Origin of the sequence: Pseudomonas algeriensis (genome assembly GCF_048847255.1) — a bacterium.
In the GTDB taxonomy this organism is placed as follows: domain Bacteria; phylum Pseudomonadota; class Gammaproteobacteria; order Pseudomonadales; family Pseudomonadaceae; genus Aquipseudomonas.
This window is the reverse complement of sequence record NZ_JBKKRK010000002.1, coordinates 115,643-139,509: the sequence shown is the minus strand read 5'-3', so window position 1 is coordinate 139,509 and position 23,867 is coordinate 115,643. Positions and strand designations below refer to the sequence as shown.

Annotated in this window: 27 protein-coding genes and 1 tRNA gene; 9 read left to right on the top strand and 19 right to left on the bottom strand. The window is 58.3% G+C overall.

Annotated features, from left to right (window positions below; translation table 11 throughout):
• Positions 1-12 precede the first annotated feature (12 nt).
• The 5 genes from iscU to trmJ all read right to left on the bottom strand — a co-directional run bounded on the left by iscU (position 13) and on the right by trmJ (position 3,989).
• Positions 13-399: a Fe-S cluster assembly scaffold IscU gene (iscU, locus tag ACLK1G_RS03455; RefSeq protein ID WP_003185157.1), complete on the bottom strand. Its 387-nt coding sequence runs from the start codon at positions 397-399 to the stop codon at positions 13-15.
• Between the two features lie 43 nt (positions 400-442).
• Positions 443-1,657 (bottom strand): IscS subfamily cysteine desulfurase, encoded by a 1,215-nt coding sequence (locus tag ACLK1G_RS03450; protein WP_030139598.1) that lies wholly within the window; start codon positions 1,655-1,657, stop codon positions 443-445.
• 50 nt (positions 1,658-1,707) lie between these two features.
• The gene (gene iscR, locus ACLK1G_RS03445) at positions 1,708-2,199 is read right to left on the bottom strand and encodes a Fe-S cluster assembly transcriptional regulator IscR (protein ID WP_030139599.1); all 492 of its coding nucleotides are present in this window, start codon (positions 2,197-2,199) and stop codon (positions 1,708-1,710) included.
• A gap of 241 nt (positions 2,200-2,440) precedes the next feature.
• Entirely contained in the window at positions 2,441-3,217 is a 777-nt protein-coding gene (gene cysE / locus ACLK1G_RS03440) for a serine O-acetyltransferase (RefSeq protein ID WP_420764148.1), read from the bottom strand.
• A gap of 1 nt (position 3,218) precedes the next feature.
• Positions 3,219-3,989 carry a tRNA (cytosine(32)/uridine(32)-2'-O)-methyltransferase TrmJ gene (gene trmJ / locus ACLK1G_RS03435; protein ID WP_420764147.1) on the bottom strand — a complete coding sequence of 257 codons (771 nt, stop codon included), beginning with the start codon at positions 3,987-3,989 and terminating at the stop codon, positions 3,219-3,221.
• A gap of 144 nt (positions 3,990-4,133) precedes the next feature.
• Between trmJ and suhB the strand changes: the two genes are divergently transcribed.
• The gene (gene suhB / locus ACLK1G_RS03430) at positions 4,134-4,952 is read left to right on the top strand and encodes a type III secretion system regulator SuhB (protein ID WP_039592127.1); all 819 of its coding nucleotides are present in this window, start codon (positions 4,134-4,136) and stop codon (positions 4,950-4,952) included.
• A 312-nt stretch (positions 4,953-5,264) separates the two neighbouring features.
• On the opposite strand, the gene ACLK1G_RS03425 is transcribed toward suhB, so the two are convergent.
• The 6 genes from ACLK1G_RS03425 to queA all read right to left on the bottom strand — a co-directional run bounded on the left by ACLK1G_RS03425 (position 5,265) and on the right by queA (position 11,345).
• Complete coding sequence (locus ACLK1G_RS03425; RefSeq protein ID WP_420764146.1) at positions 5,265-5,813, bottom strand: glycine zipper 2TM domain-containing protein; 549 nt, start codon at positions 5,811-5,813, stop codon at positions 5,265-5,267.
• A gap of 117 nt (positions 5,814-5,930) precedes the next feature.
• Positions 5,931-6,845, bottom strand: a complete 915-nt coding sequence (gene secF, locus ACLK1G_RS03420) for a protein translocase subunit SecF (protein ID WP_420764145.1) — start codon at positions 6,843-6,845, stop codon at positions 5,931-5,933.
• 9 nt (positions 6,846-6,854) lie between these two features.
• Entirely contained in the window at positions 6,855-8,723 is a 1,869-nt protein-coding gene (secD, locus tag ACLK1G_RS03415; RefSeq protein ID WP_420764144.1) for a protein translocase subunit SecD, read from the bottom strand.
• Positions 8,724-8,786: 63 nt separating this feature from the next.
• Positions 8,787-9,122 carry a preprotein translocase subunit YajC gene (yajC, locus tag ACLK1G_RS03410; protein ID WP_007956696.1) on the bottom strand — a complete coding sequence of 112 codons (336 nt, stop codon included), beginning with the start codon at positions 9,120-9,122 and terminating at the stop codon, positions 8,787-8,789.
• A gap of 43 nt (positions 9,123-9,165) precedes the next feature.
• Positions 9,166-10,281, bottom strand: coding sequence for a tRNA guanosine(34) transglycosylase Tgt (gene tgt / locus ACLK1G_RS03405; RefSeq protein WP_161951757.1), 1,116 nt, complete (start codon positions 10,279-10,281; stop codon positions 9,166-9,168).
• A 14-nt stretch (positions 10,282-10,295) separates the two neighbouring features.
• The gene (queA, locus tag ACLK1G_RS03400) at positions 10,296-11,345 is read right to left on the bottom strand and encodes a tRNA preQ1(34) S-adenosylmethionine ribosyltransferase-isomerase QueA (protein ID WP_420764143.1); all 1,050 of its coding nucleotides are present in this window, start codon (positions 11,343-11,345) and stop codon (positions 10,296-10,298) included.
• 108 nt (positions 11,346-11,453) lie between these two features.
• Between queA and ACLK1G_RS03395 the strand changes: the two genes are divergently transcribed.
• Positions 11,454-11,538, top strand: a tRNA-Leu gene (locus tag ACLK1G_RS03395).
• A 334-nt stretch (positions 11,539-11,872) separates the two neighbouring features.
• Positions 11,873-12,202, top strand: coding sequence for a hypothetical protein (locus ACLK1G_RS03390; protein WP_420764142.1), 330 nt, complete (start codon positions 11,873-11,875; stop codon positions 12,200-12,202).
• A 106-nt stretch (positions 12,203-12,308) separates the two neighbouring features.
• Here ACLK1G_RS03390 and ACLK1G_RS03385 read toward each other — a convergent pair whose 3' ends face one another.
• Both ACLK1G_RS03385 and ACLK1G_RS03380 read right to left on the bottom strand, forming a co-directional pair.
• Positions 12,309-12,995, bottom strand: coding sequence for a tetratricopeptide repeat protein (locus ACLK1G_RS03385; protein WP_420764141.1), 687 nt, complete (start codon positions 12,993-12,995; stop codon positions 12,309-12,311).
• 14 nt (positions 12,996-13,009) lie between these two features.
• Positions 13,010-13,681: a hypothetical protein gene (locus ACLK1G_RS03380; RefSeq protein ID WP_420764140.1), complete on the bottom strand. Its 672-nt coding sequence runs from the start codon at positions 13,679-13,681 to the stop codon at positions 13,010-13,012.
• Positions 13,682-13,988: 307 nt separating this feature from the next.
• Here ACLK1G_RS03380 and ACLK1G_RS03375 point away from each other — a divergent pair, with 307 nt between their 5' ends.
• Both ACLK1G_RS03375 and ACLK1G_RS03370 read left to right on the top strand, forming a co-directional pair.
• Entirely contained in the window at positions 13,989-15,116 is a 1,128-nt protein-coding gene (locus ACLK1G_RS03375; RefSeq protein WP_420764139.1) for an AAA family ATPase, read from the top strand.
• Positions 15,113-15,787, top strand: coding sequence for a DUF4276 family protein (locus tag ACLK1G_RS03370; protein ID WP_420764138.1), 675 nt, complete (start codon positions 15,113-15,115; stop codon positions 15,785-15,787). Before ACLK1G_RS03375 ends, ACLK1G_RS03370 begins: the two co-directional genes overlap by 4 nt.
• 135 nt (positions 15,788-15,922) lie before the next feature.
• Here ACLK1G_RS03370 and ACLK1G_RS03365 read toward each other — a convergent pair whose 3' ends face one another.
• Both ACLK1G_RS03365 and ACLK1G_RS03360 read right to left on the bottom strand, forming a co-directional pair.
• Positions 15,923-16,537: a hypothetical protein gene (locus tag ACLK1G_RS03365; protein ID WP_420764137.1), complete on the bottom strand. Its 615-nt coding sequence runs from the start codon at positions 16,535-16,537 to the stop codon at positions 15,923-15,925.
• Positions 16,538-16,972: 435 nt separating this feature from the next.
• Positions 16,973-18,130 (bottom strand): trans-sulfuration enzyme family protein, encoded by a 1,158-nt coding sequence (locus tag ACLK1G_RS03360; protein ID WP_420764136.1) that lies wholly within the window; start codon positions 18,128-18,130, stop codon positions 16,973-16,975.
• A 138-nt stretch (positions 18,131-18,268) separates the two neighbouring features.
• Between ACLK1G_RS03360 and ACLK1G_RS03355 the strand changes: the two genes are divergently transcribed.
• Positions 18,269-18,985, top strand: coding sequence for a helix-turn-helix domain-containing protein (locus ACLK1G_RS03355; RefSeq protein WP_420764135.1), 717 nt, complete (start codon positions 18,269-18,271; stop codon positions 18,983-18,985).
• A 143-nt stretch (positions 18,986-19,128) separates the two neighbouring features.
• Here ACLK1G_RS03355 and ACLK1G_RS03350 read toward each other — a convergent pair whose 3' ends face one another.
• Together ACLK1G_RS03350 and ACLK1G_RS03345 are read right to left on the bottom strand one after the other, a co-directional pair.
• Positions 19,129-19,488, bottom strand: coding sequence for a DUF6124 family protein (locus ACLK1G_RS03350; protein ID WP_420764134.1), 360 nt, complete (start codon positions 19,486-19,488; stop codon positions 19,129-19,131).
• A 510-nt stretch (positions 19,489-19,998) separates the two neighbouring features.
• Positions 19,999-20,565, bottom strand: a complete 567-nt coding sequence (locus tag ACLK1G_RS03345) for a helix-turn-helix domain-containing protein (protein ID WP_420764133.1) — start codon at positions 20,563-20,565, stop codon at positions 19,999-20,001.
• A 150-nt stretch (positions 20,566-20,715) separates the two neighbouring features.
• On the opposite strand from ACLK1G_RS03345, the gene ACLK1G_RS03340 reads away from it, so the two are divergent.
• The 3 genes from ACLK1G_RS03340 (at position 20,716) to ACLK1G_RS03330 (ending at position 22,783) form a co-directional block, all read left to right on the top strand.
• A complete protein-coding gene (locus tag ACLK1G_RS03340; RefSeq protein WP_420764132.1) occupies positions 20,716-21,498 on the top strand; it encodes an aldolase in 783 nt (260 codons plus the stop codon).
• A gap of 19 nt (positions 21,499-21,517) precedes the next feature.
• Positions 21,518-22,405, top strand: a complete 888-nt coding sequence (locus tag ACLK1G_RS03335; RefSeq protein WP_420764131.1) for a dihydrodipicolinate synthase family protein — start codon at positions 21,518-21,520, stop codon at positions 22,403-22,405.
• A 96-nt stretch (positions 22,406-22,501) separates the two neighbouring features.
• On the top strand, positions 22,502-22,783 hold the full coding sequence (locus ACLK1G_RS03330) for a Rho-binding antiterminator (RefSeq protein ID WP_420764130.1): 282 nt from the start codon (positions 22,502-22,504) through the stop codon (positions 22,781-22,783).
• A 168-nt stretch (positions 22,784-22,951) separates the two neighbouring features.
• On the opposite strand, the gene ACLK1G_RS03325 is transcribed toward ACLK1G_RS03330, so the two are convergent.
• The gene (locus ACLK1G_RS03325; RefSeq protein WP_420764129.1) at positions 22,952-23,437 is read right to left on the bottom strand and encodes a DUF2442 domain-containing protein; all 486 of its coding nucleotides are present in this window, start codon (positions 23,435-23,437) and stop codon (positions 22,952-22,954) included.
• Between the two features lie 3 nt (positions 23,438-23,440).
• Positions 23,441-23,776: a DUF4160 domain-containing protein gene (locus tag ACLK1G_RS03320; RefSeq protein WP_420764128.1), complete on the bottom strand. Its 336-nt coding sequence runs from the start codon at positions 23,774-23,776 to the stop codon at positions 23,441-23,443.
• Positions 23,777-23,867: the final 91 nt, after the last annotated feature.

Here is a 23,867-nt window from a genome sequence, read left to right as displayed (position 1 = left end):
CCGTAACGCGGATCAGATCAAGCCTTTTTTCTGCTTGTAGTCGCGAACGGCGGCCTTGATGGCGTCTTCAGCGAGTACCGAGCAGTGGATCTTCACTGGCGGCAGGGCCAGTTCTTCGGCCAGCTGGGTGTTCTTGATGGTTTCGGCTTCGTCGAGGGTCTTGCCCTTCATCCACTCAGTAGCCAGGGAGCTGGACGCGATGGCCGAGCCGCAGCCATAGGTCTTGAACTTGGCATCTTCGATGATGCCTTGCTCGTTGACCTTGATCTGCAGGCGCATCACGTCGCCGCACGCCGGGGCACCGACCATGCCGGTGCCGACGTCAGGATCCTGCGCGTCCATCTTGCCGACGTTGCGCGGGTTCTCGTAGTGGTCGATGACCTTTTCGCTATATGCCATTTGCTTCAATCCTCATCAGTGGAGCCGCTCTGGTGGCGACTTCTCAGTGCGCTGCCCATTCGATTTTCGAAATGTCGACGCCGTCTTTGTACATGTCCCACAGCGGCGACAGTGCGCGCAGCTTGGTCACGGCCTCGCAGACTTTCTGCGCGGCATAATCGATTTCTTCTTCGGTGGTGAAGCGGCCGAAGGTGAAGCGGATGGAGCTGTGGGCCAGTTCGTCGTTGCGGCCCAGGGCGCGCAGTACGTACGAAGGCTCCAGCGACGCCGAGGTGCACGCCGAACCGGACGACACGGCCAGATCCTTGAGCGCCATGATCAGCGACTCACCTTCAACGTAGTTGAAGCTCAGGTTCAGGTTGTGCGGGACGCGGGCGGTCATGCTGCCATTGACGTACAGCTCTTCGAGGTGCTCGACCTGCTTGAAGAAGCGGTCGCTCAAGGCCTTGATGCGCACGTTTTCGGCAGCCATGTCTTCCTTGGCAACTCGGAACGCTTCGCCCATGCCGACGATCTGGTGGGTCGCCAGGGTACCGGAACGCATGCCGCGCTCGTGACCACCGCCGTGCATGGTCGCTTCGAGGCGAACACGCGGCTTGCGGCTGACGTACAGGGCGCCGATGCCTTTAGGACCGTAGGTCTTGTGGGCCGAGAACGACATCAGGTCGACTTTCAACTTCGACAGGTCGATGTCGACCTTGCCAGTGGATTGCGCCGCGTCGACGTGGAACAGGACGCCCTTGGAACGGGTCAGCTCGCCGATGGCGGCGATGTCGTTGACGGTGCCGATTTCGTTGTTCACGTGCATGATCGAAACCAGGATGGTGTCGTCGCGCAGGGCGGCTTCGACCATGGCCGGGGTGATCAGGCCGTCTTCACCGGGCTCGATGTAGGTGACTTCGAAGCCTTCACGCTCCAGTTGACGCGTGGTGTCCAGGACAGCCTTGTGCTCGATCTTGGAGGTGATCAAGTGCTTGCCCTTGGTGTGGTAGAAATGCGCGACACCCTTGATTGCCAGGTTGTCGGATTCGGTGGCACCGGAGGTCCAGACGATCTCGCGCGGGTCGGCGTTGACCAGGTCGGCGACCTGGCGACGAGCGTTTTCGACCGATTCTTCGGCTTTCCAGCCAAACACGTGGGAGCGCGAAGCCGGGTTACCGAAGTTTCCGTCGACCAGCAGGCATTCACTCATCTTTTGCGCGACACGCGGATCAACCGGGGTGGTCGCAGAGTAATCAAGGTAAATCGGCAATTTCATGGACTCTCTCCTAAATCAGGCTGGCTGGCGTTCCGCTTGCTCTGCGGCGGTCATTCGACGGCGGACGCTTCGATCTTGTCCAGGTGCGGCGCCTTGCCATTGCAACGGCGCTGATCCTGACGCTGGGCGACTTCTTGCACCTCACGGCGAGTTACAAGGTCGGCCAAGCTGATACCGCTCAGAAACTCGTGGATCTGCAGGCTCAAGTCACACCACAGATGGTGGGTCAGGCATGTATCGCCGCCATGGCAATCGCCCAGCCCCTGGCATTTGGTCGCATCGACCGATTCGTTCACGGCATCGATCACCTGGGCGACCTGGATGCCTTGCATCTCGCGTGACAGCTGGTAGCCGCCACCGGGACCACGAACGCTGGAAACCAGGTTGCTGCGGCGCAGCTTGGCGAACAGCTGTTCGAGGTAAGACAGGGAGATGCCCTGGCGCTCGGAGATATCGGCCAGGGACACCGGCCCGTGCTGCGCATGCAATGCCAGATCCAGCATTGCGGTCACGGCGTATCGGCCTTTTGTAGTCAGTCGCATGGACAATTACCACGGAGTTCGGAATGGGGGCGAGTATGCAATTCCCGAGTATTTAAGTCAAGTATAAGACCTAGTGCTTTACTCGGGATTACCCGCAAAAGAGCGCGCGCATGATAGCAAAGGTAGGCGGCTAACGACCAGCTATACCGCGTTACCGTTCTCCGCGAACAGGCTCGCCCCCACAGGAGATCAGCGCTGTAGGCGTGGGAGCGAGCCTGCTCGCGATGAGGCCAGCAGGGTTTCAGCCAGCCTGGGTCTCATCCTTGTCCTTCACACACGCGAAGTCTTCTTCGCGCAGCTCAGGCAGGTCCTTGGCACAATAATTACTGCCCAGGTCCTTGAGGGCTCCGCACATCCCCTCCAGGCGTCCATCGACGGCCTGCAAATGGTCCAGTAGCTGGTTGATGGCGCGGGCGACCGGGTCGGGCATGTCTTCGCCGACACCGTAGGCGTCGAAGCCGATCTTTTCGGCCATGGCTTTGCGCCGTGCGTCCTGCTCTTCATCCGATTTGACGATGATCCGCCCCGGAATACCCACCACGGTCGCGCCAGGCGGCACGGCCTTGGTGACCACGGCGTTGGAACCGACCTTTGCCCCCGCCCCTACCGTGAACGGCCCGAGCACCTTGGCGCCGGCACCGACGACGACGCCGTCCTCCAGCGTTGGGTGGCGCTTGCCTTTGTTCCAGCTGGTGCCGCCGAGGGTCACACCCTGGTACAGCGTCACGTCGTCGCCGATCTCGGCGGTCTCGCCAATGACGATGCCCATGCCATGGTCGATGAAGAACCGGCGACCGACCTTGGCGCCCGGATGGATCTCGATCCCGGTCAGCCAGCGGCCGAAGTTCGAGACCAGCCGCGCCAGCCATTTCCAGCCCATGTTCCACAGGGCGCCGGACAGGCGATGGATCCAGATGGCGTGCATCCCCGGGTAGCAGGTCAATACTTCAAAGGCATTGCGCGCCGCCGGGTCACGATGAAAGACGCTCTGGATATCTTCACGCAAACGTTTGAACATTTTATTCCTTCCGCTTAATCAGCTCGCCACGGGCCGCTTTCTGGGTTTCCGTGAGGATGCCGCGCAATATATTCATTTCCGCCCGGCTCACCGAGCTTCGTCCGTACAACCGACGCAGGCGCGCCATCAAGTGTCGAGGCTTGTCCGGGTCGAGGAATTCGATGGCCACCAGGGTTTGTTCCAGGTGCTCATAGAATCGCTCCAGTTCGTCCATGGTCGCCAGTGTCTCACTGCGCGGCGACGTCGCCTCGAATTTTTCCACCTTGCTGGGCTGGCCTTCGGCTTGCAGCCAGGCCATGCGCACTTCATAGCTCAACACCTGCACCGCCGCCCCAAGGTTCAGCGAGCTGAATCCAGGGTCGGAAGGGATATGCACGTGATAATGACATCGCTGCAGTTCTTCGTTGGTGAGGCCGGAATCTTCTCGGCCGAACACCAAAGCGATCTGCACGCCCTGCCCCGCCTCCTCGACCACTTTGGTGCCGCATTCGCGGGGATCGAGCAGCGGCCACGGGATACGGCGATCGCGGGCGCTGGTGCCGAGCACCAGGTTGCAACCCACCAGGGCGTCTTCCAACGTGGCGACGACCTCGGCATTGGCCAGGATGTCGTTGGCGCCGGATGCCCGGGCATCGGCTTCGTGATGGGGAAACGAACGGGGCTCGACCAGCACCAGCCGCGACAGGCCCATGTTCTTCATGGCCCGCGCAGCTCCGCCGATATTTCCCGGATGGCTGGTATTGACCAGGACGACACGAATGTTCTGCAACAAGGGAGGCGCTCTCGAACACATAAAAGGGAGCAAATCTTACCTAAGCACCTACCGTTAAGCTATGAATGCGAACACCAACCTTCTCCTGAGAAAACTTTCTGATAGAATGCGCGGCTTTCTTTAACAACCTTAGGTGACACATCCATGCAGCCCATGCTGAATATCGCGCTGCGCGCCGCCCGCAGCGCCAGTGAACTGATCTTCCGCTCCATCGAGCGCCTGGATACCATCAAGGTCGATGAAAAAGACGCCAAGGACTACGTGTCCGAGGTCGATCGCGCCGCCGAACAGAAAATCGTCGACGCCCTGCGCAAGGCTTACCCGAACCACTCTATCCGCGGTGAAGAGACCGGCATGCACGCCGGTACCGGCATCGAAGGCGAAGAGTACCTGTGGATCATCGATCCGCTGGACGGCACCACCAACTTCCTGCGCGGCATCCCCCACTTCGCTGTCAGCATCGCCTGCAAATACCGTGGCCGCCTGGAACACGCCGTCGTGCTGGACCCGGTTCGCCAGGAAGAATTCACCGCCAGCCGTGGCCGTGGCGCCCAATTGAACGGTCGTCGCCTGCGCGTCAGCGGCCGCACCAGCCTGGACGGCGCCCTGCTGGGTACCGGCTTCCCGTTCCGTGACGACCAGATGGACAACCTGGACAACTACCTGGGCATGTTCCGTGCCCTGGTCGGCCAGACCGCCGGCATCCGCCGCGCCGGTGCCGCCAGCCTGGACCTCGCTTATGTCGCGGCCGGTCGTTTCGATGCGTTCTGGGAGTCGGGCCTGTCAGAGTGGGACATGGCAGCAGGCGCTCTGCTGATCCAGGAAGCGGGTGGCTTGGTGAGCGACTTCACTGGCGGCCATGACTTCCTTGAAAAAGGCCACATCGTTGCTGGCAACACCAAATGCTTCAAGGCTGTGCTGACGGCGATCCAGCCACACCTGCCGGCCTCGCTGAAGCGCTAAGCCGCTTGGCTCAAGAGAAGCACCCTTCGGGGTGCTTTTTTTTGCCTGTTCAAACCACTCAGTTCAGATGTGAACACTCCGTGGCGAGGGAGCTTGCTCCCGCTCGGCCGGGCTGGCGCTCCAGTGCGCAGCGACCGCAAGATCTTGGGCCTGCTGCGCAGCCCAGCGGGAGCAAGCTCCCTCGCCACAGGTTTATCTGGAATATGAATACAGCTTTCGCGAGCAGGCTCGCTCCCACAGGGATTCGGGGTGGCGCGTGAACTGTGGGCATGAAAAAAGCACCCCGAAGGGTGCTTTTTCATAGCGGTTGGATCACTGGGCCGGTTCGTTCTGGCCCAGGATCAGTTGGCCTTCCTTGCTAACCGGGATCTGGTTGCCCGGGTCGCGGTCCATGCGGACTTTTCCTTCCCTGCCGTCGAGCATGTAGCGGACGTCGTAGCCGACCACCTTGTCGCTGATGTCATTGACCGTGTTGCAGCGAGTTTGGGTGGTAGTGTACGTGTCGCGTTCTTGCATGCCTTCCTGGATCTTGTTACCGGCATAACCACCGCCGGCCGCACCCGCCACCGTGGCGATTTTCTTGCCGGTGCCGCCGCCGATCTGGTTGCCCAACAGGCCACCGGCCACGGCGCCGAGCACGGTGCCAGCGATCTGGTGTTGGTCCTGGACGGGCTTCTGCCGAGTCACGGTGACGTCCTTGCACACTTCACGCGGAGTCTTGATCTGGGTCTTGACCGGTTCCACGGCCAGTACTTGCGCGTACTCAGGGCCACTTTTTACCAAGCTGTAGGTGGCGACCGCACCACCGGCTGTTACACCGACAGCACCCAATACCGCACCAACCAGCATCGATTTGTTCACTTGAACCTCCTGACCATCACAAGCGGAATAATCCGCGCTTCTCCCAGCCTTGGAGCATAAAAAAAGGCGCGAGTTCAACTCGCGCCTTCTCAGCGGTGACGGACGGAAAACCGAGCCTTACGGGCGGTCGTCCACCTCGGTCTCCGTAGCGGCCGGAGGAATCAGATCCTCGGTGCTCAGGTTCAGCCAGATCAACACCACGTTGGCGATGTAGATCGAGGAGTAGGTACCCGCCATCACACCGATGAACAACGCGATGGAGAAACCGAACAGGTTGTCGCCACCAAAGAACAGCAGCGCGGCAATCGCCAACAAGGTGGAGATCGACGTCGCCATGGTCCGCAACAGGGTCTGGGTGGTCGAGATGTTGATGTTTTCGACCAAGGACGCCTTGCGCAGTACACGGAAGTTTTCACGCACCCGGTCGAACACCACGATGGTGTCGTTGAGCGAGTAACCGATGATCGCCAGCACCGCCGCCAGCACCGTCAAGTCAAAGGTGATCTGGAAGAACGACAGGATGCCCACGGTCACGATCACGTCGTGGATCAGCGAGACAATGGCGCCTACCGCGAACTTCCACTGGAAGCGGAAAGCCAGGTAGAGCATCACGCCGCCCAACGCCAACAGCATGCCGAGGCCGCCCTGGTCGCGCAGTTCTTCACCCACTTGCGGGCCGACGAACTCGACGCGCTTGACCACCGCCGGGTTGTCGCCACCGGCCTTCTGCAAGGCATCCGCTACGCGCTGGCCCAGTTGCGGGTCTTCACCCGGCATGCGCACCAGCAAATCAGTGGTGGCGCCAAAGCTCTGCACCACGGCGTCGCTGTAGCCCGAGGTCGCCAGCTGCTCACGCACCTTGGTGACATCGGCCGGACGTTCGTAGGTCAGCTCGATGAGCGTACCGCCGGTGAAGTCCAAGCCGTAGTTCAGGCCCTTGGTGGCCCAGCTGAACAACGCCAGGGCCGTAAGGAACAATGTGACGCCGAACGCAATGTTGCGGACGCCCATGAAGTTGATTGTACGTAACATGTCAGCCCCTTAAATCCACAACTTCTTGACGTCACGGCCACCATAAATCAGGTTGACCATTGCACGGGTCACCAGAATGGCTGTGAACATCGAGGTAAAGATCCCGAGGGACATGGTCACTGCGAAGCCTTTGACCGGGCCGGTGCCCATGGCAAAGAGAATCCCGCCGACCAGCAACGTGGTCAGGTTGGAGTCGATAATCGCAGTGAATGCGCGGCCGAAGCCTTCGTTGATTGCCCGCTGGATCGACATGCCCGCGGCGATCTCTTCACGTATCCGCGAGAAGATCAGCACGTTGGCGTCCACCGCCATGCCCATGGTCAAGACGATACCGGCGATACCCGGCAGGGTCAGCGTGGCGCCCAGCAAGGACATCAGGGCCAGCAGCAGCACCATGTTCACCGCCAGCGCAACCGTGGCGATCAAGCCGAAGAAGCGGTAGATGGCGATGATGAACAGCGACACGAACAGCATGCCCCACAGGGATGCATCGACACCCTTGGTGATATTGTCGGCACCCAGGCTCGGGCCGATGGTGCGTTCTTCAGCGAAGTACATCGGCGCGGCCAGGCCACCGGCACGCAGCAGCAGGGCCAGTTCCGAGGACTCGCCCTGGCCGTTCAGGCCGGTGATGCGGAATTGGCTGCCCAGCGGCGACTGGATGGTCGCCAGGCTGATGATTTTCTTCTCTTCCTTGAAGGTCTGGACCGGTACGTCTTTTTCGACGCCGTTGACCACTTGCTTGGTGTAGGTGGTGGTCGGCTTCTGCTCGATGAAGATCACCGCCATGCTGCGACCGACGTTGCTGCGCGTGGCCCGGCTCATCAGTTCGCCGCCGTGGCCGTCGAGGCGAATGTTCACCTGCGGACGACCTTGCTCGTCGAAGCCCGCCTGGGCATCGGTCACCTGGTCACCGGTGATGATCAGGCCACGCTCGATCTGCGCCGCCGGACGGCCGCCCTCACGGAACTCGAAGCTTTCGGAAGTGGCCTTGGACGCACCCGGCTCTGCGGCCAGGCGGAATTCCAGGTTGGCGGTCTTGCCGAGGATACGCTTGGCTTCGGCCGTGTCCTGCACGCCTGGCAGCTCAACCACGATGCGGTTGGCGCCCTGGCGCTGCACGATCGGCTCAGCCACACCCAGCTCGTTGACGCGGTTACGGACCGTGGTCAAGTTCTGCTTGATGGAGTATTCGCGGATTTCCGCCAGCTTGGCCGGGGTCATCGCCAGACGCAGCACCGGTTGGCCATTGAGGTCGGCCGGCACAATGTCGAAATCGTTGAAATTCTTGCGGACCAGCGCACGGGCCTGTTCGCGGGTATCTTCATCACTGAAGCCCAGCTGAATGGCACCTTCGAACTGCGGCAGGCTGCGATAGCGCACGCGCTCTTTGCGCAACAGGCTCTTGACGTCGCCTTCGTAGACTTTCAGGCGTGCGTCGAGGGCTTTTTCCATGTCCACTTCCAGCAGGAAGTGCACACCACCGGACAAGTCCAGGCCCAGCTTCATTGGGTGGGCGCCGAGATTGCGCAGCCATTGTGGGGTGGTCTGGGCCAGGTTCAGGGCTACAACGTAATCGTCGCCCAACGCCTTGCGCACCACGTCCTTGGCCGGCAACTGGTCTTCAGACTTGACCAGGCGCAACAGGCCGCCCTTGCCGTTTTCGGCGATGGACGCAGCCTTGACCTCGATATTGGACGCCTTGAGCGCAGCGCTCGCGCGGTCCAGATCGGCCTGGGTGACCTGCAGCGCAGTGCTTGCGCCACTGACCTGAATGGCCGGGTCATCCGGGTAAAGATTGGGAGCGGAATAAATCAGACCGACCGCCAGCACCGCCAGGATCAGTAGGTATTTCCACAGAGGGTATTTGTTCAGCATCACGCCGCCCGCTTATGACGCGGGGCGCCTTGCGCGCCCCGTCGATTGAAGAGAAGTTGTTACTTAGATCGCTTTCAGCGTGCCTTTTGGCAGCGTGGCCGCGATGGCGCCCTTCTGGAACTTCATTTCAACCGTGTCGGACACTTCCAGTACCACGAAGTCATCGGCCACTTTGGTGATCTTGCCGGCGATGCCGCCGGTGGTGACCACTTCATCACCTTTTTGCAGGCTGCTGAGCAGGTTTTTCTGCTCTTTGGCGCGCTTGGCCTGTGGACGCCAGATCATCAGGTAGAAGATGACCAGGAAGCCGACCAGGAAAATCCACTCGAAACCGCCACCCATTGGCGCAGCTGCAGGTGCAGCGGCATCGGCCATGGCGTTAGAGATAAAAAAGCTCATTTAGCACTCCAGTTGCAAGTATTGAATATAGGGATCGGAAAACTCAGTCCAAAGGCGGAACAGGCAACCCGCGCTTGGCATAGAAGGCCTCGACAAAGGCGGCCAATGTACCCTGTTGGATAGCCTCGCGCAAACCAGCCATAAGCACCTGATAATGGCGCAAATTGTGGATGGTATTGAGCATGCTGCCGAGCATTTCGCCGCACTTGTCCAAATGATGCAGATAAGCGCGGGAGAAGTTCTGGCAGGTATAGCAATCGCACGTCGGATCCAGCGGCGAATCATCATGGCGATGGAACGCGTTACGGATCTTCAGCACACCGGTGTCGATAAACAGATGCCCATTGCGGGCATTACGGGTTGGCATCACGCAATCGAACATGTCCACCCCGCGGCGCACACCCTCAACCAGATCTTCCGGTTTGCCAACGCCCATAAGGTAACGAGGTTTGTCAGCGGGCATTTCCCCCGGCAGGTAATCGAGCACCTTGATCATCTCGTGCTTCGGTTCACCCACCGACAGACCGCCAATCGCCAGGCCGTCGAAGCCGATCTTGTCCAGGCCTTCCAGCGAGCGCATGCGCAGGTCGCGGTGCATGCCGCCCTGGACGATGCCGAACAGCGCCGCGGTGTTTTCGCCGTGGGCATTCTTCGAACGCTGGGCCCAGCGCAACGACAGCTCCATGGACACCCGCGCCACGTCTTCATCGGCCGGGTACGGCGTGCATTCGTCGAAAATCATCACGATGTCCGAGCCCAGGTCGCGCTGCACCTGCATCGACTCTTCCGGCCCCATGAACACCTTGGAACCGTCCACTGGAGAGGCGAAGGTCACGCCCTCCTCTTTGATCTTGCGCATCGCGCCCAAGCTGAACACCTGGAAACCGCCAGAGTCGGTCAGAATCGGGCCTTTCCATTGCATGAAATCGTGCAGGTCGCCGTGGGCCTTGATCACTTCCATGCCCGGGCGCAGCCACAGGTGGAAGGTGTTGCCGAGAATGATCTCCGCGCCAATTGCCTCGATATCACGCGGCAGCATGCCCTTGACCGTGCCGTAGGTGCCCACCGGCATGAATGCCGGGGTTTCCACGGTACCGCGGGGGAAGGTCAGGCGTCCGCGACGAGCCTTGCCATCGGTGGCAAGCAACTCGAAGGACATGCGACAGGTGCGACTCATACGGTTTCCTCGGGCCCGCGTGGCGCGGGGTTACGGGTGATGAACATCGCATCACCGTAGCTGAAAAAGCGGTACCCATGCTCGACGGCGGCCTTGTAGGCGGCCATGGCTTCGGGGTAACCGGCGAAGGCCGAAACCAGCATCAACAGCGTGGATTCGGGCAAATGAAAGTTGGTGACCAGGGCATCGACCACATGAAACGGCCGGCCCGGGTAGATGAAGATATCGGTGTCGCCACTGAACGGTTTGAGCACGCCATCGCGCGCGGCGCTTTCCAAAGAGCGCACGCTGGTGGTCCCCACCGCCACCACCCGCCCACCGCGCGCGCGACAGGCCGCCACGGCATCGACCACTTCCTGGCTCACTTCGAGCCATTCGTTGTGCATGTGGTGGTCTTCGATGCGCTCCACCCGCACCGGCTGGAACGTGCCGGCGCCGACGTGCAGCGTCACGAACGCCGTCTCCACGCCCTTGGCGGCGATCGCCTCCAGCAACGGCTGATCAAAATGCAGCCCCGCCGTCGGCGCCGCCACCGCCCCCAGGCGCTCGGCGTATACGGTCTGATAGCGCTCGCGGTCCGAACCTTCGTCCGGGCGGTCTATATAAGGAGGCAACGGCATGTGCCCGACACGGTCGAGCAGCGGCAACACCTCTTCGGCAAATTCCAGCTCGAACAACGCATCGTGCCGCGCCACCATCACCGCCTCACCGCCGCCGTCGATAAAAATCGACGAGCCCGGCTTGGGCGACTTGCTGGACCGCACATGGGCCAGCACGCGATGACTGTCCAGCACCCGCTCCACCAGAATCTCCAGCTTGCCGCCGGAGGCCTTCTGGCCGAACAACCGCGCCGGAATCACCCGGGTATTGTTGAACACCATCAAATCGCCCGGGCGCAAATGCTCGAGCAAATCGGTGAATTGACGGTGAGCCATGGCACCGCTGACCCCGTCCAGGGTCAACAGTCGACTGGCGCGCCGCTCGGCCAGCGGGTGGCGAGCGATCAGCGAATCCGGGAGTTCGAAAGTAAAGTCAGCAACACGCATGATGGGGTTCGTCTAGCAGGGCCGGAAAGTCTAGCGGAAATATTATAAATTCACCATGAAACGTGATTGACCAACGGTAGGCACCTCTCTATACTTCGCCGCCATTGAGCCCTGATGGCGGAATTGGTAGACGCGGCGGATTCAAAATCCGTTTTCGAAAGGAGTGGGAGTTCGAGTCTCCCTCGGGGCACCATCTTAAAAAAAGACCTTGAAATTCAAGGTCTTTTTTTTCGTCTGCAAGAAAGTGGTTTGGCCCATGATCGACGCCACCAGCCCGCTTTTGTGGCGAGGGGATTTATCCCCGCTGGGCTGCAAAGCAGCCCCAAATACCAGCCCAGTGGCAAGAAAGAACCTGCAATAAGGAAGACAGGAAGTAGGGAAAACCCCGTGGCGAGGGAGCTTGCTCCCGCTTGAGCGCAAAGCGCTCACAAAATAGTCACTCCCCACACCGATACTCCGACTAGCACTCGCCAAGCCATGAACCTTCACCCCAACCCTCCTCACCCAGTCACAAAGGATTTCACCCCATGGAATTGCTGCTGGAAACGGTCGCTCTTTACTCCCTCAAGCTGGCTTATGAGACCGAAGGCCACAGCCCGATTCTGCGGGATGATCCGTTGATGGGGGGTTGTGATCGGGAGGTTTTTGGGTTGTTGGTGCGGCGGGGCGATGTAGCTGGAATTCAAGTCGAAATCAGTCGATGCCTGGATTTGGCGTTGGGGGCGATTGGTGGGGTGGATACAGTGCTGGGCCGAGAGCTGCACCGTTTGGCTACGGATTTCATCTCAGCGCAAAAGATAGACGACCTTCACGGTCCGCTCATCGCGCTTAACGCTTATGTGAAAGATATTCTATAAACCCCAGCGCTCGTTCCCACGCTCCGCGTGGGAACGCATAAGGAATTGAGAGCTGCAGGTCTTGGGCAGGTTTATACCGCTCCAAGACCAGACAATCCACCGCACATCAAGGCAAGGAAATCTTGTACTCGGCAAGCTTGGCCTTGTGCTCATCCCGAACGTACTTTTCATCGACGATTTGCGAAAACTTCATGAAGTCGATCTTGGCATCGTCCTTGTCTCCCAAATGATCATAGGCGATCCCGCGCGCATAATAGGCCCAGGCATAGTTCGACTGACGCTCAAGGCCGGTGCTGAATGCTTCAGCGGCCTCTCTGTACTGACCCAGGTCTGTCAGCGCGAGGCCCAGATGATAGTAGGTCGGCATGTGGAAGCCCGAACCCTTTCCGGCTTCTCCCAGCCCGTTGTCGAGGTTGTATTGCACAAGTTCCAGCGCTTTTTTCGGATTGCCAGCGTCGCGATACATACCGCTCAAATCCAGATTGGCGCGTGCATCAGGCTTGGCCGCCAACTGGATGGATTTTTCCTTGGCAGCCACAGCTTCGGGAAAATGCTTGAGGTTGCTGTGGGCGTCAGCCTGCACCGCGTAAATCAGACTTTCCAGCGAGGCAGGCAGCGCATTTTTCTGTAAGCACAAATCACCTTCCTGCAGCACCAGTGGATAGTTTTCGGCTTTAGCCGCCTTGAGCTGATTTGTGCAGTGCGCAAGGTTGGCTTTTTGCGGGTTCTGCATCCCGGTACATCCCATCAGGATGAGGGAGCAAGCGATCAGTGCGGGCCAGCGAGCATTCATGAAGAGCAACCTTGTCAGTCGAAGAGACGAGCGTTGAGGTCAGGGCGATAGGCCTGCAAGAGCGGCGCGGTCACGGTGCCTTGGAGCGAGCAGAACACGGTGGTATGCCCGGCGAGCGGCGGTGTCGTGTCGCCCGTGTCGACCATCAACACACGGTCTACGAAACCAAACGGAGTGGCGACGCCAGGGCCGGTCAATCCTTCGGTGCGCCATTGGCCGATCGGGTCACCGACGCGGCGAATTTCGGCGCGGGCAATGGCTTTGCCCTGACTGACAAAGCGCGCGTTATCGACGATCAACGGCTTTAGTTTCACGGCCACCTCTTGCGGCGAGCCATCGACTACGAACCCCCAGAACAGAAAATTACCGAGATCCTTGATGGTTTGGGCCTGGTTGTAATAGCCGACCATACGCACACCGTTGACGATCAGGGGCGCTTCGAAATGTTGGTAAGTGCCACCCTCCTGGAGCGGATTCATAATGGTCGGTGCCCTGACCGAACCGTAATCACTCAGGCGCACTGTACCTGCCGGCAGGCGGGCGTCACGCAGGCTCTCGAAGAAACGCGCATCGCAACGAGAAAATTCGGTCAGCAGTTGTTCGGGAGTGGTGACGGTCTGGGCCTGGGCCGTGCAGGCAGCGGCGGCAGCGAGCAAAGCAACGCCGGAAAAAACGGAGCGGAACATTAGAATCATCCGTGAGGTGGAAACGAAGGCTGTCGGCTTATGGGTCACGAACTTTAGTAACGGGGGCCTGCGGGAGAAGCCCCGGGCTCCGAAAACCAGAGATCAGACTCATGATCCGCTGAACGCGCTCAGTGATATCTGAAAAATATCCAGTGAACGACGGCGTAATCAAGGGCTGGTATTAGCCGGAAAAGATTAGAGTTAGGATGCAACAAGCCAGCCTCTGAAATCAGTGGCAAACTCTGGAAAGCTATCACAAAAGCGGCCTGAGCTTCACGGGACAGTATCGCTAAGGAATGTCGCATCAATGAGCAAGAAAAACGCCATCGACCGGCTGACAATCAAGGGCTTCAAGTCCATAAAAAATTTGGAGGGCCTGGAGCTTGGCAGCCTGAACGTCCTGCTGGGCGCCAATGGTGCCGGCAAGAGCAGCTTCGTCTCCTACTTTCGCATGCTTGGCGAGATGATGGAACAACGCCTGAAGAAATGGACCGCTCAACAGGGCTCTGCTGATCGCATCCTCAGTTTCGGCGTAAAAGAAACTCAGAAAATCGTGTCCTTCGTCAAATTTGGCCTAAACGGATACCAATTCGAGCTTGAGCCAACAGTGGATGGGGACTTTGTATTTTCGAATGAGAGACTTTTCTTTGATGGCCCTCGGTACGGAGCACAATGGATAGAGCTAGGTTCTGGACATCAAGAAGCGAAACTGAAAGAAACATTCAATTCCAAGCGTTTTTATGCCGATTACAAAAACGATGTGGTCTCCTACTGCTACGAATCGATTTCCAGTTGGAAAGTATTCCACTTCCATGACAGCAGCGATACAGCAAGCGTCAAGCGTCGCGGCCCCGTCCACATCAACGACTACCTGCGCCCAGACGCATCCAACCTGGCAGCCTATCTATATCGGCTCTTTACAGAAGCGCCGGATGTCTACGAACAGATTCGTAAAACAATTCAATTGGCGATTCCGTTTTTTGATGATTTCGTGCTCATTCCTCTTCGCTTAAAGACGGAAGAGGAGCTGATCAACTTGCTGTGGCGACAGAAAGACAGCGATTACGTCTTCTGGCCCAGCCAGCTCTCAGACGGTTCTATCCGCTTCATTTGCCTGGTCACTGCGCTACTACAACCGGAGCCGCCTTCCACAATCATCATTGACGAACCTGAACTGGGTTTGCACCCGTATGCAATTACTTTGTTGGGCTCCCTGCTTCGGTCGGCCTCGACGAGGATGCAAGTGATTGTCTCAACCCAGTCAGTTCCGTTGGTGAATGAGTTTCCCATTAGCGATCTGATCATAGTCGAGCGCGAAGAAGGGGCGACGGTATTCAAACGGCTCGACGAGAACGAGTTTGATATCTGGTTAGAAGATTATTCAGTTGGTGAGCTTTGGGAGAAAAATATCCTTGGCGGGAGGCCGCGTAGATGATTCGAGTACATGTCATCTGCGAGGGTCAGACCGAGGAAATGTTCATTAATGAGGTGCTTGCACCAGCCTTCCATCATTTGAACATTTATCTTGTGCCAGCCTTAATAGGGAAACCGGGGCACAAGGGTGGTAACTTCCGTTTTGAGCGCCTGCTTACTGATGTTGAGAAACGGCTGCTAGGAGACCGTCAGGCCTATTGCACTACCTTCTTCGATTTCTATGGCTTGCCCGAAGCGTTTCCCGGAAAAAATGAAGCCAACAGCAAGGAAACTATGGATGCCAAAGCTGATTGCTTGCTGGAGACCATGACAGAAAAGCTACGAGAAAAGCTCGATGGCGAGGTAATGCGCCGCTTCATTCCTTACGTCCAAATGTATGAATTCGAGGGATTACTGTTCAGCTGTCCCACGCGACTTGCCCAAGGAATCAATCAACCGGCCCTCGAAGCAAAGCTGCTGCGGATCCGAAACGATTTCGATACTCCGGAAGCCATCAACAACAGTCCGTTGACAGCTCCGAGCAAACGAATCCAGAACCTATACCAGGGCTATGACAAACCATGGCATGGCTCGTTGGCAGCAATTGAGATTGGGCTACCGGTGATTCGGTCGCAATGCAACAGATTTGATGCTTGGATCAAATGCATGGAATCCTTGCTACCCATCACATAGAAGAATATTCGACAGCCTTTGCTGACGCTCAGCTACCTTATGGGTCGCCATCATGGGTCAGGGCAAACATGTCTATAAAGCGCACGGGAATCCAAAGCCAATAGCTCGACAGCTTCAGCCCGAGCATGGGCACTCTCAACCCAATAGCTGTCTCAACGTCGTAATAATTGTGCTGAGGTTCGATCCGATCGACGTTTCTTTCTCAAGCTTTTCGAGATTACTGACGGCCTGTGAATCCGCAGCGTATTGCACATTTATCGTATCGACGCGCATGGTTGGTGCAGGCATCTCTTGAGGCGCTTCGACTGCGCTCACGTTTTGGGGCGACGCGCTGTAGCGTAACTTCGATACAAGAAACTCTTCGGTAGGCAAAGCCTCATATGAGTCGTATGCCCCTAGCGAAAACACACGGCGCATCCGGTCGATTTCCGAGTCGATGCGGATGGCTATGGAAGCATAGGTGGTGTGTTCAATTTTTTCCTTTTTGACCTTCACCCGCCAATTGTAAAGATCGACGATATTGTCAAACGGATAAAGGACATCCAGCCCCAGATAACATAGTCGCTTTAGCGCTTTCGGCCCTAACGCGATGGCGCACGAGTGGGCTTCGATCGCAAGCGTAATTAGTTCAGGAGGTCCGAAACCGCCGTTCGGCTCTGCGGTACGAAACGTCGGATAGTGTTCGAGCATAAGATGAAAATACTTATCATGGGCTGCCTCGAATGCATCCAGTATTGCTAGCTTGTCCATGCGCTTTCCATCAGTTATTAGGGTGAGCCCGTCGCTATCCGCCGGGAGTCCGTGGGTCGCTCTGACGACCTTATCGTATGCCTTATCCCGTGCCTACCGCATGCATGCTGGCGAGCCTGTTCCGCACAAGGCTTCAGGTAAAAAACCAACGCTCGCGTGGCGGCGTCATCGATTTTCTTATTGCGGGCAGATGGAGCACGGGAGACGTGTTCGTTTGTATCGGGAGGATTCGGAGTAACTTTCGCCATCATCTTGCTTCCTGTAGTGGGAGCCATCACTGATGAGCATTGACAGGCCCCGAAGTACCGACGCAACCGGAGGCGGACAAGCCGGCGGATTCTGGCGTAGTTGTAGGCAAAGGCGCAAGGCGACGTGGGGCTTGCGGGCTCTGTGAGCCAGGACTGTCAGACCTTTCAAAAGAAGCGTTTTTCCGGCTCATCCCTCCATCCGATCAAACGCCTGGGCCAGATCCGCACACAGATCCGGCGCATGCTCGAGCCCAATGTGTAAACGAACCAGCCGCCCCTCGTCAGGGAGCGTCTTGATCGAGCGCAGTTCGTGTGGAATGGCGGGCATGACCAGACTTTCATACCCGCCCCAACTGGTGCCTAGGCCAAACAATTTCAACGCATTGATGAAGCGTTCAAATGTGGCTTCATTGCAAGGTTGCAGTTCGAAAGTAAAGGGCCCTGCGCCACCGGAGAACTGTCTTTTCCAAAGTGCGTGCCCGGGATCGGAGGCCAATACTGGAAACATCACGCGTTTGACCTTCGAATGTGCACTTAACCATTTAGCCACTTCGATTGCGCTGGCTTGATGCCGGGGCATGCGCACGGCGAGTGTTCTCAATCCGCGCAGGGTGAGCCAGCACGCATCCGGGGAGGCATGCGAGCCGTGGCGGTCACACCATTTGCGCGTCGTGTCCAACGTTGAGTAAGCGCCGGTCACAAGGCCGAGAATGACGTCTGAGTGGCCGTTGATGAACTTGGTAGCCGCATGAATCGAAATATCGATCCCCAGCGCATGGGCGTTGAAGTACATCGGTGAGCCCCACGTTGAGTCGCAGGCAACCGGTATGCCCCGTTCACGGGCCGCCGCGCACACTTGCGTAATGTCCAGCATCTGCAGCGTCAACGACGAAGGCACCTCGACGAAAACAAGGCTCGTATTCTCGTCGATCAGTTGGCCTACTTCGGCGCTGTCGTTGAAGAAGCTGATTTTGGTGCCAAGTGCTGTCAGCGATTGCTCGCAAAATACTCGGGTCGGACCATACACGCCGTTGTAGACCAGAATATGTTTTCCCGGTCCCGCATGTGCGCCTAACACTGCGGCGATAGCGCTCAAACCGCTGGAGGTGGCGATGCAGGTTTCGGCATTTTCAAGGCGTGCCATGGCCTCTTGTAACTCAAACGTGGTGACCGTGCCCGAGCGCCCATAACGTGACGATTCGAAAACCCTGCCCTGGTACGAATGCCGATATTCCTCCAGGGTTTCAAACACTACTGTTGAAGCGCGTACCAAGGGTGGGTTGACCGCATGAACCGCTGCGGCGCTGGTGCGGCCCAGGTGAACAAGAGCAGAGTCACGGTGCATGATGGCCTCGATTCGAGTGGTCAGAGTCCTATAGTATGTTTGGCATGTCAGACTCCATCAGCCAAAAAATATCGCTGACGCGCCATCCCCGAGCCCGCCGAGTTTCGCCTGTTAGCGAAGCGGCATGAGCGCGGCGCTGTGTTGCCTTCGCACGAGCACCAGACCGGGCAATTGGTGTTTGCGTTGCGCGGCACGATGTTGGTTGAAACACAGCAAAGTCGCTGGACGGTTCCACCGCAACGGGCGTTGTGGATACCGCCGCATCAACCCCATGCCATTCAAATCCTGTCGGATGTTGAGATGCGAACGGTGTATTTCCACCCGGCATTGTTCACCGAAGTCGCCCGCTTCGCGCGTTGCAACGAAGTGCACGCGGTCGTGGCATCCAGCCTTATCAGGGAACTGGTACTGGGCTTGTTCGAACAGCCGCGCCAGGGTGAGATGCGCGAATTGATGGTGCAGTTATTACTGCATGCATTGGGTGAAGCGGCCTGCCTACCGACACACTTGCCGATGCCGACTGACGAGCGGCTGCGCGCGGCATTGATGGAGCTGATTTCAGGCAATCAGTGGCATTGGTCGATATCTGAAATTGCGTATCGTGCGGCCATGTCCGAACGCACCTTTACGCGGCGCTTTAGCGCGGAAGTGGGCTTGAACTATCGCACATGGCACCAACGGGCGCGCATCGTTGCCTCGCTGGATCTGCTGGCATCGAATCGGTCCGTCAAATCGGTTGCACATACTTTGCAGTTTGCGAGTGCAGCAGCCTATGTGGCGGCCTTTCGAAAAATAACAGGCAGTACGCCACGGGCCTTTCAGTCCACTCATTTAATGCAAAGCGCGCCTCAGTGATTCCTCGTTACATCATCGCCCAGATCAAAACGACTCTGGTCCTTCCACACACGCTGCAGGTCTTAAGTGTGCTTTGATGCTCCCGTCAGGCGGCAGGAAAGGTCTGCTGCGCAAGGCCTTTCCTGCCGAGGCGAACGCCTCGGCTACCTCACCTCAACAATATCCAACGCCCGATTCGCCAACAGCTCACTTACCTCAATCACCTGCAAAATCCCCAATGCAACACGCCGTCGCGACCCATCCAGATCAAACGCCAAATCACTGATCATCGCGTTCGCCGAAGCCAAATTCTCACTGAGATTCGCAAGCAAACACTCAGAATCCACATTCGGATCAATCCGTAAAATGGAGTCGGTCTTGTCCGATGTTTCGCTCTTAGGCTTGGGTTTCAGATAACAATCCAACGCTCGCGTGGCAGCGTCGTCGATTTTCTTGTTGCGGGCAGACTGAGCACGGGAGACATGCTCGTTCGTATCAGGAGGGTTCGGAGTCTCTTTTGCCATCGTCTTGCTTCCTGTCATTGGAGCCATCACCCGCTCGCTGCTAAACGATGGGAGGCAGCTGTACGCAGGTTAGCAGACCGGGGAAACAAGAAACCGGCGCGTCCGGGGACGCCCTGCGCACAGCCACCATTAAGTGCAGGAAGGAGATTCCTGGCTGGATGACACCTTGCACAAACCTGTTTCACCACGAGCTGCTAAACCCGATCACTGATGAGCAGTGACAGGTCCAAACTACCGACGCAACCCCAGGCGCACAAGCCGGCGGATTCTGGCGTAGTTGTAGGCAAAGGCGCAAGGCGCTGTGGCTTGGCGGGCCTTGTCGCTAGTGTCTGTCGGTCTTTACTGACAGGACGTCACTCGACTGGTCCGAGCAGGTGTCCGATGCCATTCAATTGAGGCTGTCGAAAAATCTGTGGCAAGGCGCTCATGGGAGGGGGCTGCTGCGCAGCCCAGCGGGAGCAAGCTCCCTCGCCACGGGGGGTTGGTGTTTACCCGGTGAACAGCGTGGTGCTAGGCGTCTTCGCCCTTCTGTGCCGATTCAGCGCTGTGCACCACCACCAGCAACTGCGCCTGAACATCACCCACCGAGCGCAGGCGATGGGGTTTTTGCGCGTTGAAATGCAACGCATCGCCGCGATTCAACACGACGCGCTCGTTCATGAAATCCACTTCCACCTGGCCTTCGTGAACGAACAGGAACTCCTCGCCCGTGTGTTCCTTGAACGCATGGTGCGCGGCGAATTCGGCCGGGGGGTAGAGGATGAAGGGCAGCAAGGTTCGCTCGGAAACCTGGTGAGCCAACACGGCGTATTCAGCGCTGCCAGGGTTCGCCGCCAGGGATTGGCGGTCTTCACACCGCACCAGGCTGTAGCTGTCGAGCGAGACGTTTTCCTCGGAGAACAACTCCTCGACGTTCACGTTCAACGCCTTGGACAGCTTGAGCGCCGTGGCGATGGAGGGCGTGCTCAGACCCCGTTCCACCTTGGACAGGTAGCTCTTGGTCATCCCTGTTTTTTCAGCCAGGACGTCCAGCGTCACACCGAGTTTTTTTCTGAGCAATTTCAAGCGAATGGACATAGGTAACCCACATTTCCAGGGAAACGGACAATCTGCGATTGCAAATGACACTTTGTGTCATATAGTCTATTTAGTGTCATTAGCGCCTCCATCCCACAGCTTCCATGACGCGGATCAAGAACGGTCAAAGAACGAATCAGGAGAACTGACATGAGCAAGACACTGGCGACGCCCAAGGACCAATTGGTCCAGCATGCTGTAAACCAGATGCAGAAATCACTGCCGGATAATACGTGGACTGTGCGACAAAAGCTGGCCCTGACCTGTCGCATCTTGTTCGAGAACGGTCACGACTCCGGCCTCGCCGGGCAGATTACCGCACGCGGGCCGCAGCCTGGCACTTACTACACCCAGCAACTGGGCCTGGGGTTTGATGAGATCACCGCCGGCAACCTGCTGTTGATCAACGAAGACCTCGAGGTCCTGGAAGGCCACGGCATTCCCAACCCGGCCAACCGGTTTCACACCTGGGTCTACCGCGCCCGGCCGGATGTGAATTGCATCATCCACACCCACCCGACCCACATCGCCGCACTGTCGATGCTGGAAGTGCCGCTGCAGATTTCCCACATGGACCTCTGCCCGTTGTACGAAGACTGCGCGTTCCTGGAAGGCTGGCCGGGCGTGCCCGTGGGCAACGAGGAAGGCGAATTGATCGCCGGCGCCCTGGGTGACAAGCGGGCGATTCTGCTTTCCCACCACGGTCAATTGTCCACCGGCGAGACCGTGGAAGAAGCCTGCAACATCGCCCAGTTGATCGAGCGCGCCGCGAAGCTGCAATTGCTCGCCATGGCCGCCGGCGAGGTGAAGCCGATCCTGCCGCACCTGGGCCGCGAAGCTCACGACTGGATCGCCCGTCCCAAGCGTCACGCCGCCGCCTTCAACTACTACGCCCGGCAGAACCTGCGCCAACACGCCGATTGCCTGAACTGAACCCAATAGGAGCGACGCCATGTCTACCCCCAACATCCACGGCATCATCGGTTACACCATCACGCCCTTCTCCGCCGACGGCCACGGCTTGGACCTGGACGCATTGGGCCGGTCCATCGACCGCCTGATCGACAGCGGCGTACATGCCATCGCGCCCTTGGGCAGCACCGGCGAAGGCGCCTACCTGAGCGACGCGGAGTGGGACCAGGTCAGCGAATTCAGCATCGCCCGCGTTGCCGGCCGGGTGCCGACCGTGGTCAGCGTGTCTGACTTGACCACCGCCAAAGCGGTGCGCCGCGCGCGTTTTGCCCAGGATCACGGCGCCGATGTGGTGATGGTCTTGCCGGCTTCCTATTGGAAACTGAGCGAGGCGGAAATCCTCAGGCACTACCAGACCATCGGCGCCAGCATCGATGTGCCGATCATGCTTTACAACAACCCGGCCACCAGCGGCATCGACATGTCCGTGGACCTGATCCTGCGGATTTTCAACGCGATGGATAACGTCACCATGGTCAAGGAAAGTACCGGCGATATCCAGCGCATGCACAAGCTGCAACTGCTGGGCGAAGGCCAGGTGCCGTTCTACAACGGCTGCAATCCACTGGCGCTGGAAGCCTTCGCGGCCGGTGCCAAGGGCTGGTGCACCGCCGCGCCGAACCTCATCCCGCAACTCAATCTCGACCTCTACGCCGCCGTGTTGGCCAATGACCTGAGCAAAGCTCGGGCATTGTTTTATCGTCAATTGCCGCTGTTGGATTTCATCCTCAAGGGCGGCTTGCCCGCTACCATCAAGGCGGGGCTGCGCACCCTCGGCCTGGAAGTCGGCGACCCGCGCTTGCCGGTGTTTCCGCTCGATGAGTCGGGGAATGACCGGCTGCAAGCGATGCTGAAGCAACTGCTCTGATTCGCCCTGCCCTGCGACCCGGCGGGTGGCGACTCAAAACGTCAACCTGTCGGTCGCTTCACTTCATTCTCAAACTGCAAAACGGCGAGGCGTGAGATGGACACCTATAAACCGTTGCACTGCGACCTGCACGACTACCTGGAGATTGCCTGCCTGTGCGGCTACACGCTGGACATCGAACTGACTGACGGCCAACGCGTGACGGCTCGGGCGATTACCACGCGGACCGCTTCCACGCGGGAGGAATTTCTTGAGGTCGAAACGGCGGAGGGTCGTCAGGAGATTCGCCTCGATCAGTTATTGGCAATTACGCCGCTGAATGAGAACGCCAGGTTTGGTCGGGTTATGTTGACGGTGGATGACCAGGTTGGTCAGTGAAATGGATCCGCTAACAGACGCACCGCTATCGCGAGCAAGCTCGCTCCCACAAGGAACTGTTGCGCCTGAAACTCAACGGACGTCCAGTTATCCCCGTGGCGAGGTAGCTTGCTCTGTGCAGCCGTAATCATTCAGTCAGTAAAATAGCGGGGCAGGGGCTTTGTCTCATTAAGCTATTTGCGAGGTCCTTTTGCTCTCAGCTTTTGTCACTTTTTTGCCCTTGTGCTCAGACTCCCATCCTTTACAAGCCAGGGCCACATGCTTGGGAATCATTGAGGTTCCACTGCTATAAGCGGTGATAGTGCGACGGGTAAAGCCCAGCTCCTGCGCGGCGGTCGTCAACGAGAGTTTGTTGGCGGCCATCCAGCGTTTGAATGCCTGGGTCGGCATCACCTCACCGGCTTGCTCCAGCGCCAACCGATGCAAAGTGACGGCCGCCAGTTCCAAGTCATCCCCCCAGCTCACATCGAAGCCCCATTCGCCCACTTGGGCGGTGCCGAACAACGACAAGTCCTCCAGGGGCTTGAGCACCGGGAATTGTTGGATGTATTCCCGCAAGTCAACGTCGTAGCGCTTACCGTTAGCAAACTCCACCTGCAAGGCATGTTTGCCGGGGACAGGCTTCACGCTGTTGATTCTGGCTTTGCTGATCATGGGTCAGTGCCTCCGACTCTGTTCATTCCAAACACGTTGCAGTTCAGCCTTGTGACTTGTCGCCCACGCCAAGGCGGCTTTCAAGGCTTTAGGGTTGGCTCCTTTGCCAAGGACCTGGAGCCCATCGATCTCCACCAGCGATTCACCGTCAGGCGTTTGTACCTGAAAATGCGGCGGAGCGTGATCGTCCGGGTAGATTTTTATTTTCCAGTTACGGTCGCTATATACGGCAGCCATGCCAAGCATGGCTAGGGAATTTTTTTCCCTACCGCAAGGACGCCGGACATCCATCCGCCCGCCGGCTGATATCACCCGCCCAAAAATATCTTTCCACTCCATCCCCTCCCGCAAAGCCCCCATCCCCTCCAGCAAACACCCCACCGCCCCCCCACCTCGATAATCCCCCGCTTCACCCACCCCAAGCGCTACA

Excerpts from the sequence above, each read along its gene's own strand:
- iscU (WP_003185157.1), bottom strand. The coding sequence starts at position 399 with ATGGCATATAGCGAAAAGGTCATCGACCACTACGAGAACCCGCGCAAC.
- ACLK1G_RS03450 (WP_030139598.1), bottom strand. The coding sequence starts at position 1,657 with ATGAAATTGCCGATTTACCTTGATTACTCTGCGACCACCCCGGTTGAT.
- iscR (WP_030139599.1), bottom strand. The coding sequence starts at position 2,199 with ATGCGACTGACTACAAAAGGCCGATACGCCGTGACCGCAATGCTGGAT.
- cysE (WP_420764148.1), bottom strand. The coding sequence starts at position 3,217 with ATGTTCAAACGTTTGCGTGAAGATATCCAGAGCGTCTTTCATCGTGAC.
- suhB (WP_039592127.1), top strand. The coding sequence starts at position 4,134 with ATGCAGCCCATGCTGAATATCGCGCTGCGCGCCGCCCGCAGCGCCAGT.
- secF (WP_420764145.1), bottom strand. The coding sequence starts at position 6,845 with ATGTTACGTACAATCAACTTCATGGGCGTCCGCAACATTGCGTTCGGC.
- secD (WP_420764144.1), bottom strand. The coding sequence starts at position 8,723 with ATGCTGAACAAATACCCTCTGTGGAAATACCTACTGATCCTGGCGGTG.
- yajC (WP_007956696.1), bottom strand. The coding sequence starts at position 9,122 with ATGAGCTTTTTTATCTCTAACGCCATGGCCGATGCCGCTGCACCTGCA.
- tgt (WP_161951757.1), bottom strand. The coding sequence starts at position 10,281 with ATGTCCTTCGAGTTGCTTGCCACCGATGGCAAGGCTCGTCGCGGACGC.
- queA (WP_420764143.1), bottom strand. The coding sequence starts at position 11,345 with ATGCGTGTTGCTGACTTTACTTTCGAACTCCCGGATTCGCTGATCGCT.
- ACLK1G_RS03390 (WP_420764142.1), top strand. The coding sequence starts at position 11,873 with ATGGAATTGCTGCTGGAAACGGTCGCTCTTTACTCCCTCAAGCTGGCT.
- ACLK1G_RS03385 (WP_420764141.1), bottom strand. The coding sequence starts at position 12,995 with ATGAATGCTCGCTGGCCCGCACTGATCGCTTGCTCCCTCATCCTGATG.
- ACLK1G_RS03380 (WP_420764140.1), bottom strand. The coding sequence starts at position 13,681 with ATGTTCCGCTCCGTTTTTTCCGGCGTTGCTTTGCTCGCTGCCGCCGCT.
- ACLK1G_RS03375 (WP_420764139.1), top strand. The coding sequence starts at position 13,989 with ATGAGCAAGAAAAACGCCATCGACCGGCTGACAATCAAGGGCTTCAAG.
- ACLK1G_RS03370 (WP_420764138.1), top strand. The coding sequence starts at position 15,113 with ATGATTCGAGTACATGTCATCTGCGAGGGTCAGACCGAGGAAATGTTC.
- ACLK1G_RS03365 (WP_420764137.1), bottom strand. The coding sequence starts at position 16,537 with ATGGACAAGCTAGCAATACTGGATGCATTCGAGGCAGCCCATGATAAG.
- ACLK1G_RS03360 (WP_420764136.1), bottom strand. The coding sequence starts at position 18,130 with ATGCACCGTGACTCTGCTCTTGTTCACCTGGGCCGCACCAGCGCCGCA.
- ACLK1G_RS03350 (WP_420764134.1), bottom strand. The coding sequence starts at position 19,488 with ATGGCAAAAGAGACTCCGAACCCTCCTGATACGAACGAGCATGTCTCC.
- ACLK1G_RS03345 (WP_420764133.1), bottom strand. The coding sequence starts at position 20,565 with ATGTCCATTCGCTTGAAATTGCTCAGAAAAAAACTCGGTGTGACGCTG.
- ACLK1G_RS03340 (WP_420764132.1), top strand. The coding sequence starts at position 20,716 with ATGAGCAAGACACTGGCGACGCCCAAGGACCAATTGGTCCAGCATGCT.
- ACLK1G_RS03335 (WP_420764131.1), top strand. The coding sequence starts at position 21,518 with ATGTCTACCCCCAACATCCACGGCATCATCGGTTACACCATCACGCCC.
- ACLK1G_RS03330 (WP_420764130.1), top strand. The coding sequence starts at position 22,502 with ATGGACACCTATAAACCGTTGCACTGCGACCTGCACGACTACCTGGAG.
- ACLK1G_RS03325 (WP_420764129.1), bottom strand. The coding sequence starts at position 23,437 with ATGATCAGCAAAGCCAGAATCAACAGCGTGAAGCCTGTCCCCGGCAAA.
- ACLK1G_RS03320 (WP_420764128.1), bottom strand. The coding sequence starts at position 23,776 with ATGGAGTGGAAAGATATTTTTGGGCGGGTGATATCAGCCGGCGGGCGG.